Annotated in this window: 13 protein-coding genes and 2 pseudogenes; 4 read left to right on the top strand and 11 right to left on the bottom strand. The window is 59.2% G+C overall.

What is annotated here, in order from left to right:
• Together NKJ93_RS21885 and NKJ93_RS21880 are read right to left on the bottom strand one after the other, a co-directional pair.
• A partial coding sequence (locus NKJ93_RS21885) for a methyltransferase family protein (protein ID WP_502904404.1) occupies positions 1–206 on the bottom strand: 206 nt, incomplete at its 3' end.
• A gap of 336 nt (positions 207–542) precedes the next feature.
• A pseudogene (locus tag NKJ93_RS21880) lies at positions 543–788 on the bottom strand (DUF2285 domain-containing protein); the annotation flags it as partial.
• A gap of 562 nt (positions 789–1,350) precedes the next feature.
• Here NKJ93_RS21880 and NKJ93_RS21875 point away from each other — a divergent pair.
• Entirely contained in the window at positions 1,351–1,881 is a 531-nt protein-coding gene (locus tag NKJ93_RS21875; protein ID WP_023721808.1) for a Ros/MucR family transcriptional regulator, read from the top strand.
• Here NKJ93_RS21875 and NKJ93_RS33660 read toward each other — a convergent pair.
• Complete coding sequence (locus NKJ93_RS33660; RefSeq protein ID WP_084643003.1) at positions 1,871–2,140, bottom strand: DUF736 family protein; 270 nt, start codon at positions 2,138–2,140, stop codon at positions 1,871–1,873. The two genes, NKJ93_RS21875 and NKJ93_RS33660, sit on opposite strands and share 11 nt — an antisense overlap.
• 315 nt (positions 2,141–2,455) lie before the next feature.
• Positions 2,456–3,016 (bottom strand): DUF1003 domain-containing protein, encoded by a 561-nt coding sequence (locus NKJ93_RS21865; RefSeq protein ID WP_023721810.1) that lies wholly within the window; start codon positions 3,014–3,016, stop codon positions 2,456–2,458.
• An 859-nt stretch (positions 3,017–3,875) separates the two neighbouring features.
• Between NKJ93_RS21865 and NKJ93_RS21860 the strand changes: the two genes are divergently transcribed.
• Positions 3,876–4,298, top strand: coding sequence for a YidB family protein (locus NKJ93_RS21860; protein ID WP_023721812.1), 423 nt, complete (start codon positions 3,876–3,878; stop codon positions 4,296–4,298).
• Between the two features lie 38 nt (positions 4,299–4,336).
• Here NKJ93_RS21860 and NKJ93_RS21855 read toward each other — a convergent pair whose 3' ends face one another.
• From NKJ93_RS21855 to NKJ93_RS21835, 5 genes and pseudogenes are all read right to left on the bottom strand, one after another.
• Positions 4,337–4,495 (bottom strand): KTSC domain-containing protein, encoded by a 159-nt coding sequence (locus NKJ93_RS21855; RefSeq protein ID WP_023721813.1) that lies wholly within the window; start codon positions 4,493–4,495, stop codon positions 4,337–4,339.
• A gap of 84 nt (positions 4,496–4,579) precedes the next feature.
• Positions 4,580–4,810, bottom strand: a complete 231-nt coding sequence (locus tag NKJ93_RS21850; RefSeq protein ID WP_352496536.1) for a hypothetical protein — start codon at positions 4,808–4,810, stop codon at positions 4,580–4,582.
• Between the two features lie 200 nt (positions 4,811–5,010).
• Complete coding sequence (locus NKJ93_RS21845; protein ID WP_031194857.1) at positions 5,011–5,214, bottom strand: CsbD family protein; 204 nt, start codon at positions 5,212–5,214, stop codon at positions 5,011–5,013.
• A 154-nt stretch (positions 5,215–5,368) separates the two neighbouring features.
• Positions 5,369–5,669 (bottom strand): annotated as a pseudogene (locus tag NKJ93_RS21840) (DUF1236 domain-containing protein).
• Positions 5,670–5,870: 201 nt separating this feature from the next.
• A complete protein-coding gene (locus NKJ93_RS21835) occupies positions 5,871–6,257 on the bottom strand; it encodes an alpha/beta fold hydrolase (RefSeq protein ID WP_245278717.1) in 387 nt (128 codons plus the stop codon).
• 128 nt (positions 6,258–6,385) lie between these two features.
• On the opposite strand from NKJ93_RS21835, the gene NKJ93_RS21830 reads away from it, so the two are divergent.
• Complete coding sequence (locus NKJ93_RS21830) at positions 6,386–6,970, top strand: CGNR zinc finger domain-containing protein (RefSeq protein ID WP_023721817.1); 585 nt, start codon at positions 6,386–6,388, stop codon at positions 6,968–6,970.
• Between the two features lie 113 nt (positions 6,971–7,083).
• Here the strand turns inward: NKJ93_RS21830 and NKJ93_RS21825 are convergent, their stop codons facing one another.
• Positions 7,084–8,301, bottom strand: a complete 1,218-nt coding sequence (locus tag NKJ93_RS21825; RefSeq protein WP_352591058.1) for an MFS transporter — start codon at positions 8,299–8,301, stop codon at positions 7,084–7,086.
• Between the two features lie 151 nt (positions 8,302–8,452).
• Positions 8,453–9,346: an NmrA family NAD(P)-binding protein gene (locus NKJ93_RS21820; protein WP_352591055.1), complete on the bottom strand. Its 894-nt coding sequence runs from the start codon at positions 9,344–9,346 to the stop codon at positions 8,453–8,455.
• 120 nt (positions 9,347–9,466) lie between these two features.
• Between NKJ93_RS21820 and NKJ93_RS21815 the strand changes: the two genes are divergently transcribed.
• Positions 9,467–10,369, top strand: a complete 903-nt coding sequence (locus tag NKJ93_RS21815) for a LysR family transcriptional regulator (protein WP_352591052.1) — start codon at positions 9,467–9,469, stop codon at positions 10,367–10,369.
• Positions 10,370–10,400: the final 31 nt, after the last annotated feature.

Here is a 10,400-nt window from a genome sequence, read left to right as displayed (position 1 = left end):
TTGACTTCGAGGAGACCGATGCTGGCGAGCGCGTAGAGGAGCCGCGACAGACGATCGGGCTCGACTTTGAGCGCGGCCCCAAGGCCGTCAGCGGTCACCGCGCTGCTCCCGAGCCGGGTGAAGATGCCGAGGTCCAGCCCGGCGCGAAGCGCCAAGGCCGCGGGCACCGCTGCGATCAGTTTGTCGATCCGATCAGAACCAACCATGCCACATCTCCTTGCGCAATCCAGGACCGAGTTTGAGGCTCGGAAGATCGGATTGGACCGAGGCGGCGCTGTCCTCACCTATCCAAGCTGAAGAGTTGTGCGACCGACCGTGAAAAACACGCCGCACTCTACAGCACGACCGGTCTATCAGGCATTGCACCACGCCAGTGGCGTGGAATTGGGTTGGGCTGTACCCGGTGCGCGGGTTTGTGAAAGATCATACCCGCGCCGCTGCTTAGCTACTGAAATTTGGGACTTCAAAATGCCGTTCAAACGAGCCGTCCATACCATTCCGATCTTCATCGCGGTGACTTTCACCAGATCTTGGCTTCGCAGCGCGCTACCGGAAAGAAGATATCGATAGCCGTTGATGGTCATCCAGTGCGCGCGCGCTAGATGCGTCTGCCAGGCTGTGAAGGCCCGCTCCGGCTCCTTGTCCGAATCCACGTGCAGAACGATCCTAGAAACTTCCCTCCAATCGGCCCCTTCGTCAGAAGCATCAAGCATAAAGGTAAGCAGGTGCTCTTCGTCGTAGCCAGGCGCCTCGTCGGCAACGTCGGTGTCTAGCAAGGGCTTGAGCATGGCCCAAGAGAAAAACGCACCCGTGGCAAAGCGTCAAGCGAGAAAAGCTCGCCAGCACGCTATCGTAATCACGATCAGATTGCGCACCAACTCCGGATGCTGGATGGCCGTTCTGAAGCGCCGAGGCACCCGAACAGCCGGGGATGTCTGCCTGGCGATGCCGAGGGCGCGAGAGTTCGGCGATATCATCGCCGCTGCTTCCGCGGGCTCATGCGCGTGTCGCGCAGACCGGTCCGGCTGTAGCCTTCGACGTCAATGGGACGCTGACCTGGCACTTCTCAGACAGCGGGCCCAGTGATCTGGGCCTCGTTCCTGCCGCTGCCGATCGGTGGCATTGTGTCGGACCTCGACCCCGCCGAATAAGCTGCTGTTGCATTGCTTCATCAGCAGGCTGCCGACCTCGAGCGCCTCCCAACCTTGTCTGGAGCTGATGAAAGCGAAGCGTGCCGGTTGATATTTGCAACGAATGAGGTTTGTTGGCGAAACGACGAATTGTTTGCCTGATTCCGAAATAAACAGCTCATCCGTTTCAACGCGTGCCATTAGACAAGAGGAAAACTCGATGAACGTTTCTCCGGACCGAAACAACCAGGCTGATCTCACATCAATTACGGCCGACATCGTTTCCGCCTACGTGTCGAACAATCCCTTGCCGGTCGGCGAGTTGTCGAAGCTGATTGGGGACACCTATGTTGCTTTGCAAGGGATCGGCACGCCTGTCGTTCCGGCCGCAGTCAAGCTGGAGCCGGCGGTGTCGATCAAGAAATCAGTGTCACCTGATTTCATCATCTGCCTGGAAGACGGGAAGAAGTTCAAATCCCTCAAGAGGCACATCGGAGTTCATTACAATTTAACGCCCGACGCGTACCGCCAGAAATGGAGCCTGCCGTCCGACTATCCGATGGTGGCGCCGAACTACGCAGCCACCCGCTCGGCTCTTGCGAAATCAATTGGGCTCGGGCGCAAGGCGGCGCCCGCACCAGCAGCGGCAGAAAAACCAAAACGAGCTGCTCGCGCCGCGGCGGCGACAACAACCGCAACGGCCGTCAAGTCGCCGGTGAAGAAGGCGCGCAAGGCACTCGTCAAAGCGTAGCGTGCTGCACCCGATAAGGAGCTCCAAGCAGTGTCGTACCTGAACGTGGCGAAGCCCGCCTTTTGCGACGGGGCTCCGTGTTGGGGCGGATCACTCTGCGGCGCGGCGGGAAAATGATGAGCGAGAACTCGTTTTTTGTCTGGGTATCGACCACGCTTGCATAAATCGGAGCAGGAAAGCTTGGATCGTCGAGCTTGACCGAGTGATATTCGCGGCTTTCGCGACGTCTTCCATGCGGTGCCGACGCGCTCGTTCTGATTGACCTGCTTCCGGCCCGCTCAGATGAACCTCGCGGGTAGGGTGGAGGCGCTGGCCGGCTTCGGGCTTAGCACGGGCGACATTGCCTGCGTGCTCGCCACAGACGAGCAGGTTTAAGGCGACCTATGCCCATAAGCTCGAGAGCGGCGCCATCAAGGCCGACGCACGGGTCGCCGAGAACCTATACCGCAAGGCGAGCGGTGAAGGTCGAGGGCCGTCACTGAAGCAATCTTCTGGCTGAAGACCAGGGCGCGCCGGAAGGAGACGTCGATCCATGAGCTAGAGGGAGACACATCAGTGACCTTCGTCACCACCTTCAGCGCTGGTCCAGCTTCTTCGCAGTCTCCCGCTGCTTCGATTCGATCTCGTCCAGTACTGCTTCTGGCGCAATGTCTCTCTTAATCTCGCCGACTTCTATATCGCTTAAGGCTGGTTTTACACTCAACCGATCCGCTATTGAATCGACAAGTTCAGTAAGCTTTGTGAGTTCGTGCTCCGTTAGCAGGCTCACCTGAAGGTCCAGATCCGCCCGTTTATCTGCGGCAACTGACATCCGGTTTTGGCTGATCAGTACAAAGGTCGAGAGGAATATGGCCTCGACGGAAGCTACCATAGCCAATATCACGAATGTCGGATCAAATGGCGGAGTGATCGGTATCCAGCCCAAGTTCAAGACGATCCAGCCGCCATACACGGCCAAGTGAAGGTACACGAAACGCATACTGCCCGTAAAAGAAGTAATCGCCTCAGCGATTTTCTCTTCCAAAGTTGCATCGCTTGCTTCCTTCGCCCGGCGCTCCTCAATCGCTTGGATATTGCGTTTCAGTGTTTGGCTGAGTTCAGTCGGAGGTGGCGGAGGCAACGTTGGAGAATCCATGGAACACCCGTTGGATAGCTATCGGTCCTGCCACTCAGGGCAACGTACAAAATCATGGGTATTCGACTTTGTTCCCGACTAGAGCCATCTAATCATTGGCTCCGCTTTTTACCGGGGCCCGGGGTCTTAGACGCTTGGCGCCACCAAACGGTGGGTTGCAGTTTGCGCACCCTTGGGGAGGTCAAGTTGCCGAGCGCAGTGGTGTCTCCACGCGGCGGTAAGGCCGCTCGGGACTGGGCATCGAGGCTCAGCGCACCGCGGTCGTCCAGGGGGTGCTACGGCCCTCTGTTTAGGGCTCGGAGTGCCCGATGGGTTCCGCCTCTACATCGTGACGCGTGCCCCTCATGGGAACATCGCCCAGGACCGATGAGCACCACGTGCTGCAGCCTTCCGACTGATCCTTCCCGGCAATCGCCGTCACGACTATACCGAATGCAAGCGAAATGGCGAGGGCGACACCCATTGGGAGATGATGCATGCCTGCCCGCCTACCGAGCGCTTGGAAGACGGTCGATGGAACGTTTGGAGATAGTCCCATCACCCGCCTCAACATGCCTAACGAACCGTTATGCGGCTGGCGGCACGGTGCTGCTTGATCGAACCATCGTCGCAGGCGGGGGTTCTGCCCAAGACAACAAAAGCCCGCCGACCGAAGCCGACGGGCCAAGTGCAACCAACAGCTGATCACAATTTGCTGTCTGGCCGGAGTACAGGCACCAACACGCGAAAGGGCCGAAAGTTCCGCAGATGCTAATATACAACATGTGCGAGGCTGGCCCGGAATTCCGGTGGGAGATCCGACCCAGCGGAACCTTTCAGAGCCGCATGCCTTGTCCCTTTTGGATGAAGGAGACGACAAATGAGCCTTGACATAGGAAAGGTCGCCATAGCGTTGCTTGGCCTGCTTGCCTACAAGAACAAGGACAAGATCGGCGAGCTGATCGCGGGAAAGAGATCGACAGATCCCAATAGTGCCGGCTCGCCCGGCGGCCTCGGCGACATCCTGGACCGCCTCAGGAATGCAGGTGCCGGCGACCAGGTTGATTCGTGGGTAAGTAAAGGATCAAACCGACCCGTTCAGCGGGAGCAGGTTGAAAAAGCAATCGACCCGCAAACGTTGAACGATCTGGCCGAGCAGACCGGATTGTCCCATGACGAGCTTCTCGATCGGCTCACAAGAGAACTCCCTGACGCAGTGGACAAGCTCACTCCCGACGGCCAGTTGCCACCGAGCAAAGGTCCAAGTCTCCTGGACGAGGTCCCAAGGACTGGTCGCACTTAGCGCCACCTCGCCACGACATGTCAGGTCATCCCGGGTCGCTATCGCTCGCGGCCCTTCGCGAACGCGGCTTTGAATGCCGCAAAGGTCTCTGGCGGAACACCCTCAAACTCGTACCGCTTGCCGCTGGCCACGAACCACACCGAAAGTACCTTCCGCTCGGGATCGTACTCCGTTTTGCGAATCGAGGTAGAGGGCATAAAGGATCAACGAGCGGAAAAGCCGTCGCGTTCCTCGTCTTTGATGGCGGGGCGCAAAGGAAGCCCGGCGGCGCGACCGTCCCTCTAGTTCAGCGCCGGCGGCTGCCCTGGCCTGAAACTTTTCAGAGCGGCAGCGATGCCCATCATGATGGACGGGTCAGGAAAGTCGAGCAAGCGCAACGTGCCCGGCTCCTCGCCGCAAACGCAACGGATTGGCACGATTTGGTAGTCATCGTCGAACGGCGTGCCGCAGCCGTTTGCAAGAAAATCATATTCCGGGAAGCAGGCCTTCAGGAATGCTTCGACCTCGCGCAACACCGCTTCGGACCGAGCCCCTGAAGGTGGCAGGATGACGAAGCTATCGACCTCGTCGCTTGCCGGAGTACCGGAAGTATTGATGGCAGTAAGCATGAAGAACCCGACATAGCTCCTGGCGACTTTGGAACCAAACGCGGCATCTCGCGCGTTCCGTGAGGCTGCCCGCCGCCGTATGCCGGCGGCGGGCGCATCGTCCGCTACCATGATTGGCGGCTGTACCAGTCATCGACGTCGGATCGGACCCTGTCCTTTTCGATGCCGTAGCGTTCCTGAATTTTGCCTTCGAGCTGGTCACGCTTTCCGGCAATTAGATCGAGATCGTCATCAGTGAGCTTGCCCCACTGTTCTTTAACTTTGCCTTTGACCTGCTTCCAGTTTCCTTCCACGCGGTTCCAGTCCATGGTTTTCTCCATCAGGCGGGATCGCCATAGTTACGAAACGATTGTCACCGGTTTTGGTTCTACGAAACGAAAGGCTTCCCGATCAGTTGCTTGGATCGGCTGAACGCAAAAAGCCCGCCGCACCTTTTCGGCACGGCGGGCTTCAGGTAGAAAATCAGTCGTAGATCTTAAAAGTTTTGCGGGTACCTGGATCAACCAGGACGGTTCGTCCCTCGGCAACTACATAGCGGTACTGAACGTCCGGCACTTCGTAAAGCTCTGACTGTGTCGGGCAGAGCGGTGCCAATGTTGAGCTCAGCACAGGGAAGGCTCAGGGATGCTATCGGCTTCTTCTTTACATATTCCCGGATCACCATGTCTTGCTCAGGCTGAATGATGACGTCCTGAGCGGCGGCGGTTCCGATACCTACGAATAGAAAGATTCCTGTGGCAGCAGATAAAAGTTGCTTTCCCATATAGCAATCCTCCAGCGAGGCAACCTTCCGCTACGGTGCTTGATGCTTCCGTGAGAGGCTACTTACCTAAACGGGCAGAAGGACTTGTTGGAGCGCTCCTCGCCTGGGCCAGATCCAAGGGCCTCAAGCTCGCTGATCTCTTGGGCCGGGGGCATGGTGCCGATGCGGTCCCAGAACGCCTTTCGCTTCTCCGCCAGCGGGTCAGCCTTTGGATCGAGCTTGTCGCCCACCTCTTTTCGCCAGCTGAGCTTGTCGGCGTCGGTGTGGATGTAGGGCAGCTGCTGCGCACGAAGCGTCGCCGGCCCGACATACACATGACTTGAGCGGGTCGATCGTCTGCGCCAGGGCCTCCAACGTATACGGATAGTCTTCTGGCGCCTCCGTGAAGCTGAACCCGGGCAGATCGGGCGCGACGACCCGTGCCACTTCCGCCAGCGGGTTGATGACGTCGCGGAAGCTGTACGATGAGCTGGGCTGGCCGTGGAGCAGCAGGACACCGGGCGCATCGCGCCGCCCCGCCTCGCGATCGAACAAGTTCACCCCGTCCACTTCGACCGTATGATGCTTGGCTTTATGAACGTTCAGCATGGCCGTTTTCCGTCTTTGGTTTGCAGCGAGCGAAGAAACCTGATAAATCGGTCAATCCGGTTACGTTTTGTAACCATGTAACGGAATATTAAAGGTTAAGTTCCCTGTCGCGCGATCCCACGGCCTGGGTGCCAGAGCACTTCATAGGCGGCCACGCCGCCCTCGACCTTTCGAACGCCGTGTATGACCGGCGAAACCCGCCCCTGCACAATGAACTCTTCAACTCCCCTCGCGATATCGGGACGTGGTTGCTCGCCGCGGGGTTGGCAGACGAACAGGAAGCAGTGGCCGTTGCCGAGATACGGGATCGGCACTTCCTCCACGAAGTTCGTGACATACGGGAATCGTCATACGCGCTCTTCGACGCGATCGCCTCAAATCTGGAGCCTCCCTCGCAACCGCTTGGTCTTTTATGCTCACGCGCCGCAAACAGGTTGGGAGCCCAGCAAGTCGCGTGGGATGGGACACGGCTCGCTCTGGCGTCTGATCAATGGGAAGACCCAGCCTTGGTGACCGCATTCCTTGCGTTCTTGTCCATCGAGGCGTTTTTTACGCTACCCCGCGCAAGGCTCCGCGTGTGCCCACGATGTGGGTGGCTCTTCGTAGACATCTCACGGGGCGGAAAACGTCGCTGGTGCAATATGCGGGTTTGCGGGAATCGCGAAAAGGTAGCCCGCCATCGGGGCCAAGTGGCATCGTACGAGGTAAGATGACAACGCATCCCGCGCCATGGCCTCATTCGTCGCATATTGTGGGCTCCGGATTCAAACATCATGGCGCGTCGTTGTGCCACCGGCGAGCTCGGCGCGAGCTGACTATTCGTTTGTTACAGGTTTGTTGAGGTTTCCCCCGGCACCGAAGGTGTCCCCGGATGCCAGTTCGCAGAGCTGGCGATCAGTGCAGCAAAGGCAAAGACCAAGCTTGCACCGCTGATGCCTGCCCAGCCGGCCTGGGCCCAGCATACTCCAGCGAGACTGGAGCCGGCCGACCCACCCAAGAAGAACAACCCGGTGAAAAGCGCATTCATGCGTCCGCGCGCCTCCGGTCGGACTGTGTTGATGGCGATGCGGCCGAGCACCTGGTCGGCGACAGTACCGAGATTAAGCAGAACCGCCCCAATGGCCAACGCCGCGAGCGACAGCCAGGGGAAGCGATCCGCCTCCCAGAGACCCCAGCCGCCGGAAGTTGGCAATCCGATGAGCACGACGCCGATGAAAGCCGACAGGTGTGCAAATCGCGTTGCGCCATCTGACCAGCCTCGATCGGCGATCCGGCCCGTGAAAGGCGCAATCAACGCAGCGGGTATGCCGACCAGTGCGAAGGCTGCAATGCCAATCTGGTCGAGCCCGAATGGTGGCTCAGCAAGCCTCAGGGCGACCGCCGTCCAGAAAATATTGAAGGCAGCCATCAGCAGGAACTGATAAAGCACGCGACGGCGCAGCAATGGCTCTTCACGGATCAGCTTCCAAAGCGATCCGATGAGAGCGCCGTACTGAAGACCGGTCGCCGGGCGATGAGCCTTGACAACGCGCGCAAGGATCAGGCCGAGCACAGCAACCAATACGGCCATGATACCATAGAATGCACGCCATCCAAGAAACTCGGCAGCCAGGCTTGCGGACGGGCGCGACAGGAGGACGCCCACCACGATGCCGCTCTGCACCGTGCCCACGATGCGGCCCCGATCTTTTTCCGCCGCCAGTCTCGCGATGACCGGAACGAGCATCTGCGCGACCGTGGAGGTGATGCCGACGGAGGTCGAGGCGACAAGAAAAAGTGCCGCCGTTGCGGCAAGCGCGCTGGCAATCAGCGAAAGCACCATGAGGACAAGTGTCAGCCCGATAAGCCAACGGTTCTCCATCAGATCGATGAGCGGGACCAGGAAGATCAGTCCGGCTGCGTAACCAAGCAGTGTGACGGTCGGAACCAACCCCGCCATTTCCGGACCAACCTCGAATGTAGTCCCAATCAAGCCGAGCAACGGTTGAGAGGCATAGAGGCTCAATACGATTGCGGCGATGGCGGCGGTGAAAACTGGGACCAAGCGGCCCTCGGTGGCAGAGGCATTGCTTCTGCCAGGGTAATCGAGAGATGACGTTCCGTGTCTGCGCCGTGGCACGAGTTGGAAGATCAATTGGGAGACCGACATCGGAGATACCCTCTTTGCGAGAAAATGGCCGAAGGCGTCGATGAGATCAGGCGGCCGCGGCCGCCCCGCGCGACGCTGCAGCAAGTTCCTCGAAAAACTGATGCAACGTGCGGGGCTGGCGTCCGAGGATGGCACGCAAGGTCAGGCTGTTTCCGGCGGAACCGAAGTCGGAATAGGACTGAAATACCCGTTCGAGCTGAGCAAGCTGCTCCCCCCGGAAGGGCGGCTTCGCGACAGCGGTCCATTGCTCGAACGTCACCTCGGCTGCCTCCACGGGCCGGCCAAGGGCGACGCTCATCATCCCCGCAATTTCAACGCGATCGTGCATACTTTCTGCCGCAAGCTCGAAAGAGCCGTAGGCGAGCCGGTCGGACGTCAGGGCCTCGGCCGCCACTTCGGCGACGTCGCGGTAGTCGACACGCGCCAGGCGCGCCGTTTTCGCAAACGGCTCGGCAAAGACGCCGGTTTCCACCACGCCTTTCCAAGCAGCTGCCATGTTCTGAAACAGCGTCGCCGGATAGAGGATGGTGTAATCCAAATTCGCGCGGAGAATGGCCTGCTCAACGGGCAGCTTGCTTGCGTGGTTTGCAAGTCGGTTCGCCGGGTGGATAACTGAAGAGAAAACGAACTTGCGGATACCGGCACGCTTTGCGGCCTTGACCATGGTTATGCCTAGGTCCGCTTCATCGGCCACGAACGGCGGTCCGACATGATAGACTCCGTCGACGTTTCTCAGCGCTGCCTTTAGGCTCTCCGGATCTCGAAGGTCACCTGAAGCAATTTCGGTCGCTCCGCTCGCGCGTGCCGTCGCAGCAGCGTACTCACTGCGGACCAACGCCCTCACCGCTATGCCCCGCCGGGCAAGCTCGGCCGCGACGAAGCCGCCGCTGCGGCCGGACGCACCGACAACCAGAACAGTTCGTTTCTTGGGTTCTGACATGAGTTCTTCCTTTCGTAGCGAGGTGGCGTCCCTGCCCCATCGAGTGAAATATCGAGTTCCGCTTTTCGGATGGTAGGCGCGGAAAATGTGATATGGTCTCTCTAAATTTGAGAGATCATCATGGGCGGATTTCGAGACATTGAGGCGTTTCTCGCTGTCGTGGAGCGCGGCAATCTCTCAGCCGCGGCGCGGCACCTCAGCCGCTCCTTGCAATCTTTCAGCCGGTCGCTTGCCGCGCTTGAAACCAGCGTCGGCGTCGAATTGGTCCGCCGAACCACCCACAACACGCAAACGACTGAGGCAGGCCACGACTTTTATCGACGGGTGAAACCGGCACTGTCTGAGATTGTCGAAGCAAAGGCCGAAGCCGGCAAGCGCAGTGCCGAACCTTTCGGACTCCTAAGAGTAGGAGCGCCGGTGCTCTTCGGCCCTACTTACCTGGTACCCGTCGTGGCCCGCTTCATGGAGCGCTATCCGAGGATCGAGGTCGACCTCAAACTGTCGGACCGATTCGTCGATCTCATTGAAGATGAACTCGACCTTGCTGTTCGCATCGGGGAACTCCGCGACTACGATCTCAAGGCCCGGCGCCTTGGAGCGATGCGTCTCGTCATTTTCGGCGCTCCGTCGTATTTCGCCACGTACGGGCGGCCACAACATCCGAAGGAGCTAGCGAACCATCAGTGCATCTTCCGCAACACCGACCGCGATGCTGGAAAATGGCAATTCCTGGAAGCCGGCAAGCAGCTGAGCGTCAATGTGGGTGCGCGATTTCACGTCGACAATGCCGCCGCAAGCCATGCGGCGGTCGCTGCGGGGTTGGGCATCGGTCGGGTACCACTCTGGCAAGTAAGAGACCTGGTAGACGACGGGGCGGTTGAGGTTATCCTGGCAGCGTTCGAACAACCGCCGATCCCGATTCATGTGGTGTGGCCAGCGACCCGGCTTCCACTTGCCAAGATGCGCGTCTTCATCGACTTCCTGGTTCAGAACCTAGTCATTGGGGACAGCGAGCGAAATTGAACCGACATCTGATTTTCTGTTAAGCCTGCCG

The organism is Mesorhizobium sp. M0028 (assembly GCF_040323855.1).
GTDB lineage: Bacteria > Pseudomonadota > Alphaproteobacteria > Rhizobiales > Rhizobiaceae > Mesorhizobium.
This window is presented reverse-complemented; position numbering and strand designations above follow the sequence as displayed.

What these genes read in the sequence shown, in the direction of transcription:
- NKJ93_RS21865 (WP_023721810.1), bottom strand. Translation starts at nt 3,016, where the DNA reads ATGGATTCTCCAACGTTGCCTCCGCCACCTCCGACTGAACTCAGCCAA.
- NKJ93_RS21860 (WP_023721812.1), top strand. Translation starts at nt 3,876, where the DNA reads ATGAGCCTTGACATAGGAAAGGTCGCCATAGCGTTGCTTGGCCTGCTT.
- NKJ93_RS21875 (WP_023721808.1), top strand. Translation starts at nt 1,351, where the DNA reads ATGAACGTTTCTCCGGACCGAAACAACCAGGCTGATCTCACATCAATT.
- NKJ93_RS21845 (WP_031194857.1), bottom strand. Translation starts at nt 5,214, where the DNA reads ATGGACTGGAACCGCGTGGAAGGAAACTGGAAGCAGGTCAAAGGCAAA.
- NKJ93_RS21820 (WP_352591055.1), bottom strand. Translation starts at nt 9,346, where the DNA reads ATGTCAGAACCCAAGAAACGAACTGTTCTGGTTGTCGGTGCGTCCGGC.
- NKJ93_RS21835 (WP_245278717.1), bottom strand. Translation starts at nt 6,257, where the DNA reads ATGCTGAACGTTCATAAAGCCAAGCATCATACGGTCGAAGTGGACGGG.
- NKJ93_RS21815 (WP_352591052.1), top strand. Translation starts at nt 9,467, where the DNA reads ATGGGCGGATTTCGAGACATTGAGGCGTTTCTCGCTGTCGTGGAGCGC.
- NKJ93_RS21855 (WP_023721813.1), bottom strand. Translation starts at nt 4,495, where the DNA reads ATGCCCTCTACCTCGATTCGCAAAACGGAGTACGATCCCGAGCGGAAG.